At 33.7% G+C, this 6,570-nt stretch carries 5 protein-coding genes; all 5 read right to left on the bottom strand.

Translation table 11 applies throughout. The annotated features are described in order from the left end of the window. Positions 1-56: 56 nt before the first annotated feature. On the bottom strand, positions 57-800 hold the full coding sequence (locus tag RCH19_RS14445) for a metallophosphoesterase (RefSeq protein WP_343023816.1): 744 nt from the start codon (positions 798-800) through the stop codon (positions 57-59). Between the two features lie 383 nt (positions 801-1,183). Continuing rightward, positions 1,184-3,184 carry a conjugal transfer protein MobC gene (gene mobC / locus RCH19_RS14440; protein WP_343023815.1) on the bottom strand — a complete coding sequence of 667 codons (2,001 nt, stop codon included), beginning with the start codon at positions 3,182-3,184 and terminating at the stop codon, positions 1,184-1,186. 181 nt (positions 3,185-3,365) lie between these two features. Then, complete coding sequence (locus RCH19_RS14435; protein WP_343023814.1) at positions 3,366-4,073, bottom strand: hypothetical protein; 708 nt, start codon at positions 4,071-4,073, stop codon at positions 3,366-3,368. A gap of 171 nt (positions 4,074-4,244) precedes the next feature. Then, the gene (gene mobB, locus RCH19_RS14430; RefSeq protein WP_343023813.1) at positions 4,245-5,540 is read right to left on the bottom strand and encodes a conjugal transfer protein MobB; all 1,296 of its coding nucleotides are present in this window, start codon (positions 5,538-5,540) and stop codon (positions 4,245-4,247) included. Continuing rightward, positions 5,537-5,980, bottom strand: coding sequence for a conjugal transfer protein MobA (gene mobA / locus RCH19_RS14425; RefSeq protein ID WP_343023817.1), 444 nt, complete (start codon positions 5,978-5,980; stop codon positions 5,537-5,539). Before mobA ends, mobB begins: the two co-directional genes overlap by 4 nt. Positions 5,981-6,570: the final 590 nt, after the last annotated feature.

Here is a 6,570-nt window from a genome sequence, read left to right as displayed (position 1 = left end):
TTCTGATCTAAAGTCCATTTCTTGTATTTCATGTTTCAAATATATAAGTTTGAAATTTAAAATAACACTCCGAACTTATCGGGGGCTAAAATAATATATCCCAATTGATTGGTCAGCAGTTTTGTATTTTCAATTTGAAAATCACAAACATTACAATGATGATGCCCATAAATCCAATAATCAATAGTATTATTTTCAATAAAGAAATCTAAGTTTGAGGCGAAGGCTTCATTAATTTTGCTGTCGGCATATTTTTCAGGGTAATGGCTAAATGTTGGCGCATGATGTGTTACTACAATTGTTTTTTTATCATTGCTTTCCTGTACTGCTTTTTTAATAAATGCTAAACTTTCTTGATGCAGCATATTATAATCATCAGGATTGAATAAACGATCCACGTATTTAATTACTTTAAAGTCAGAGAGACTTTCTTGTATAAGCCATTGTCTTGACGGAGAAATGTTCGACCATAAAGTTGAAAAAATCAGATTGACACCTGAAATTTCTTTAACGCAATTGTTTACCAAAAAAATATTGTCTCGGATTTGCTCCTCCAAAACACCACTTTTTTCTGCAATGTTGTAATAGTAATATTCGTGATTTCCAGGAATCCAAAAAGTCGTTCTAAAATGCTCTGAAATGTAATCGAAAAAATCCTGATGTTCATCCATTATCGCAAACGGCACTATATCACCAGCTAAAATTAGAATATCTGCTCCTGGTTTAATGGGGTTTTGAAGTAGATAGTTTTTATTTTCTGGGAACTCAAGATGTAGGTCGGAACAATATTGGATTTTCATACGAAGTAGGTATTTTTTTTAAAAACAAGGAATTTCTGTTGCAAAAATAGACGATTTTCACGTATTAAACTAAATCAAAAAATCTCTAATCTTCTTAATCAGAGAAATCGTTAATAGCAAAGTCATCTTCTGTAAACCTGTCAATCTCGATAGGACGGATAGGTCCACGTGCCTTGAATGGGCCCTAATGATTCCAGATGTGGCTGTTGGTTTTCTTCTTTTACGAGCTAATTTAATATTCTCCCCCATTGGCTTTAAAAGGAGTTGGTGTTTAGGGAATACCATTTGTTTTTTTGCGCTCAACTCTACTAATGTTCGTTAATATGAACAAAAACAATAAATATGTACATAATAATAAACATTTTAGATTGATTTCTATTATTTCAACCCTCCTGCACCAAATGTTGCAAATCAGGATCGTTTTTAATTCGTTCCAATTCACTTTCAATAATCAAAACAATATCCCGTTTTATCTGTTTGTAATTAGCCTCAATTTCGATTTTCATATTGTCTTGTCCGTTTTCATCAACGAAAGATAAGATAACAGGTATCTTTTTATATGCCTTAGTTTCTGAAGCTACTTTTTCATTATCTACAACAATTTCAGAATGGAAAATTTTCTGTTCAATGCGTTCATCAAAGTTATCTGCAACAGCTCCTACAAAGATTCCTTGCGTAAGTGTAGAGATTTTAGAAGCTGGAATCAAGCTGTCTAACTGTGTAGAAATGGATGTTGATTTATCGTTTCGATTGATGGTTAGACTCTGACGTTTCTGCAATATTTTCCCAAAGCGTTCGGATAAGCTTTTCGCAGTATCTCCTACAACTTGTCCACTAAAGATATTACCCACCGTATTTTGGATCACCTTACTTTCCTTATCGCCATAATCTCTTGTCAATTGCGAATAATCTTGAAAGCCCAAACAAACGGCTACTTTATTACTTCTTGCTGTGGCAATCAGGTTATCCAATCCTCTAAAGTAGATCGTTGGCAACTCATCAATTATAACTGAACTTTTTAATTTTCCTTTCTTATTGATTAGTTTTATAATTCTCGAATTATATAAACCTAAAGCCGCCGAATAAATATTTTGTCTATCAGGATTGTTTCCAACGCAAAGAATTTTAGGTTCATCTGGATTATTAATGTCCAACGAAAAATCATCACCAGTCATAACCCAATAGAGTTGAGGCGAAATCATTCGTGACAAAGGAATTTTAGCGGAAGCGATTTGTCCTTGTAACTGATCCTGAGCACCACCTTGCCAAGCATCCATAAACGGCGATAAATAGTTTTCGAGATCAGGGTAGGAAGTAAGAATAGTAAATACATCAACATATTTCTTGTTGAGTAATTCAATGGCATGCGGGAACGTACAGTACTTTCCGTTGTCATAAATTTTCAGATACCAGATTATAGCGGCAAGTAATATAATAGGAGATTCGACAAAGAAATCTCCTTGCTTTTGTATCCAACTACGGTTAAGATTTAGCATAATGGTATAGGCAGATTCATAAGCATCTGAGATGTCAGTCATGAAATCCGGATTGATAGGATTACAGCGATGGCTTCTGCTAGGATCATCAAAGTTGATAATATAAAACTTTGGTTTTACCGTGTACTTATCGCTATGCTTTAGTAAATGATTATAAGCAATAGTGGAAAGATCATCGAATTTAAAATCATAGATGTACATTGAAAATCCTTTTTCGATATGCTGTTTGATGTAATTATTTATGATGGCATAACTTTTACCTGATCCAGGTGTTCCCAAAACAATAGAAGCTCTAAAAGGATTTACGACGTTAATCCATCCTTTATTCCATTTGCACTTATAATAAAATTGCGTAGGCAGATTAACGGAATATTCATTTTGCATCAATTTGGTTTCTTGCATGAAACTTTCATTTTCGTTATTAAATACATCGTTCATGAGATTGGTACGAAGCAAACAGCTAATCCAAACGCAAGCCATCATTAACGAAATATAACCAGCTGAGCTAGTCAAGATATACAAAGAAGTAGCTAGGCTTACTGGTAACCTTAGTAATGGTGTATTGAGAAAAAAAAGAAAAAAACCAATAGTTAAGGCAATGGATATCTTAGACCAACTAATTTTTTCGTTTTTTACTCCTTTCGTTCCCAAACAGCTTAACGCTAACAATACCAAAGCAAAAATCTTAGTGTATATGGTGTGAGAGAACAGGCTTGCCGTACGCTGGAAATTACCAAGTATTTTGTTAATGATTTGCAGTGTCCAGCCGTTTTCTAAGAAAAAGCTATAACAAAACCAGTAAAAGTGCATTAGCATCAAAAGGATACTTATTGCTCGCATGAAAGCCATTATTTTGGCGAGTCCTCGTAAATCATCTTCTCCTTGCATCGTATGATTGTTAATTGTGCAATTGTGAATTTATAAAAGAGTAAAGTGATTTAAATGATTAGAGGTTAATTTGACCTTAAAAGGCAGCAGTTGTCATTTAACATAATTTTTTTTCGATAAAATTATATAATATCGAGTGCAGTTCCTTTTGAGTTTGAAGTGCACCCGATATTTTTTAATATTAAAAATAAAACTTCCCTTCTATTTCAAAGTTATTAGGTTTTTGGACTGGTAGTTTTTCCAATGCGGCTTTTTCACCATTTCGAGTATATACATCAAAAATAGATTCATTGTTTTTACCTTGAATATACTTCCCAGTTTTTCTCTCTAACCATCCGCTTGCTAAAATACCTACAAATTTTTTGTAATGCTGTCTTTTTGCTAAAGGACTTGTTAAATTAAAATTTTCTCGGGAGTTCCCCGTCAGATTTGCCTGAGGGTGATTAGAATGATCATATTTCCACCAAACTGATATTTTTAGTTCTTCATATCCAGCATCGTGCCATATGATTACAGATGGGAAACCTAATAGAGTAACGAAAGAATGCCTGTCCTTTTTCGATTTATTATCAGTATTACTGTCTAGAGAAATGAGGTCGTTTTTTAGTAGTTCGTTAATTGCTGCTACAAGCAAATTTCGATAAGGGTTAATTTTCTTAAACGATTGTGACTTTTCAGAAGAGCTCAATTCTAACTTTCTATTTTTAATTTTTTGAACTGATAGAGAAGTATCTTTACTAAGATTAAGGAAATGCTTCCAATTATCAAAGCCTGCATTGATCGCAGCTTTTTCGAGGGCTTGATAATGAGGAATGTTTTGCTGTTTTACGATTTTTTTGGCTTGGCGCTTTAAGAAGTCGCTAGTGTGCCCATTTATTTTTTGATTCATCACTAAAAAAAATCTCATTAAAAAAAACGTCACTCACCAGCCATCTTTCGAAAAGAGAATTTGTTTCGATGATTATCTACTAAATAAAAACGGTGCTGATACAGCTTTGCAATGGTGAGTGGGAAGCTTCCGTTAAAGCTCATTAACAAATATAAATAAATTTAAATAGAGTTAGCCATTTTTTCTTTTTTTAAACTTTTTCTTCATTTGATTAGCAAATGCGAGTTCTTCGTAATCTTCACCTTGAGATTCGGGCAATAAACTAGCAAGGCTTTCTGTAAGTCCAAAATTAGTACTAGGTTGGGTTGATTGATTTCTATCAACAAAATCAAAAAGTGAATGTGTTTTTTCTGTTTCTATTTTGGTTTCCTTTTTAGATTCGGACGATGAATTTTTTACAGTTTCCTGAGGTTTTTTAGATGTTGTTTCTTTCCAGCAGTCGTTAAAATTATTAGCAGATAAATTTTTACCCAATTGTGAGCCATTCCAAACGGTGCGTGATTCATGGTCGATAAAAGTCATTCCGTAAATACGTCCTTGATCATTTCTTCTAACGACGGTATTAACGCCTTGTTCTAGTAGCTGTTTCTTAAAATCGGTTTCATTATTAGAGGTATGAACGGCAACTTCGATCGTTTTTTTTAAAATCTCTTTCGAAGGCTCTGTTTTTATTTTTAATTTCGATTGTTCGAAATGCTTTTGTAAATTTTCCATGCCAGCCTGTTTTCCAAATAATGATGCCTTAAATGGATTAGTTGCTTTTTGTCCCATTTCATTCAATGCAAAATAGACAAGACCTTGCTTTGGTATGCAATTGAGCTCTCCTTTTACTTCTTCAGCTGTTATTTTAAAAAGAGAAAGTAGAGCGTTATATGCCCCTAAACTTTGATACTGATAATACTTTGGCAGATGCCTAACAACTGATGCTATTTGGCTTTTTATATTAGCTTCTTTGTAATCAACTGGTTTGAAAATTGCTTCTTTTGGATTTCGATTTTTTGCTGTTGCAGATTGTAATTGGAATTGCTGTTCTAATGAACGGCAAGCTTCCATCGAACGTAATTTTTCATAGGAATCAGGTAGTTTTTTACCGTAACGATCTACACAGGTAGAAACAATATGAATGTGAGTGCGTTCAATATCTGTATGTTTGAATACTACATAGGGCTGATCACCATAGCCCATAAGTTCCATGTACTCTTTTGCAATCTTTTTAAAGTCTTCATCGCTTACGTTGTCTTTTGGATTTGGATTAAGAGAGATATGTAAAACTGTTTTTTCTGTTCTTTTATTCGCAAAAAGGTAAGGTTCAAAAGAACTGTATAATTGGTTTACGGTATAGTTTCCATTAACTGTTTCTCTTATTCTATGAGTTGCTAATACTTCCCCGTTTTCCTGATCTACCTTCAGCTGATTATAAGAAATTGCTCCAATTAAATTTGCTCCACGACCTATTTTTGCTATCATATTTCTTCTTTTTTAATCAAATGTTTTACTTCAAATTCTTCTGTCAATTGTATAATAGCATGACATAATTGAGCTAATTCTATTGTTTGTTTCTCTAATTTGAAGAGATAAGCGGCTGCTTTTTTTTCGGAAAAATTACGGTACAGTATCTTCACAATTTGATTGTAATTAACGCCAACGGCACGAAACTGACCATACAAAGTGGTCAATCGCATATAATAATCCATTGCTGCCATATCTACTTTTACCGTTTTTATCTGCTTTTCAAATAGAACTGAAGTAATAAATTGAGCTTTATTGTCTGCTCCTGAAGTTTCAAAAAGTGAAATGAATTTAGCATTTTCCTGATCCGTTAAACGAAAAACATAGCGATGTATGCTAGGATCCTTTTTGGGATTCCTACCGCCATTGTGTTTTTTTTTGTTTTGTTGACCTTCCATCATTATTCCAATTTTAATTTTTAGAAAACCCCGACTTTGGAGGGAGTTTTTAGCCCCGCCGCAGGGGGCAAGTTATTTTGAGGCACGGAATTCATTTCGAGTGCCTCAAAACACAACTTGCTCTGTTCTGGTGAACAGATAATCCGTCCGCCTGTCGGCGGAACAGGATTTAGTATAGCAGGGAAAAAACGGCTTTAGGCCGTTCCAGTTCTTATCCAGATATTGATTTGATCCTTTCATTGGTTCATTTAATTTGTATTAAAACAAAGTAAATAATAGAATTTTAGAATGTTGTAGTAGGAAGCATTGCCAAACAATGCCAGTAAAAGCCAATAAGTACCTTCTGTTAAAACATAGATGTATTAGCTCCTTTATTTGTACTTATAAACAAACATAAATACATATTTAGGTATGGGAGTAACAACATAACTACGCATGTAGTACTTTACGAAAGTACTGTCATACGGCTATAATTAGCTATGGATTGAACTACGTAATATGCTGCTCCCCAAAAACGGTACAACTTTTTGTTTAGATTTAAGATAGGATTAAAAACCCTAAATTAGCATAATTATGTCAAGAACAAGAAG

This window comes from Flavobacterium sp. PL12 (genome assembly GCF_039123485.1).
GTDB lineage: Bacteria > Bacteroidota > Bacteroidia > Flavobacteriales > Flavobacteriaceae > Flavobacterium > Flavobacterium weaverense.
This window is presented reverse-complemented; position numbering and strand designations above follow the sequence as displayed.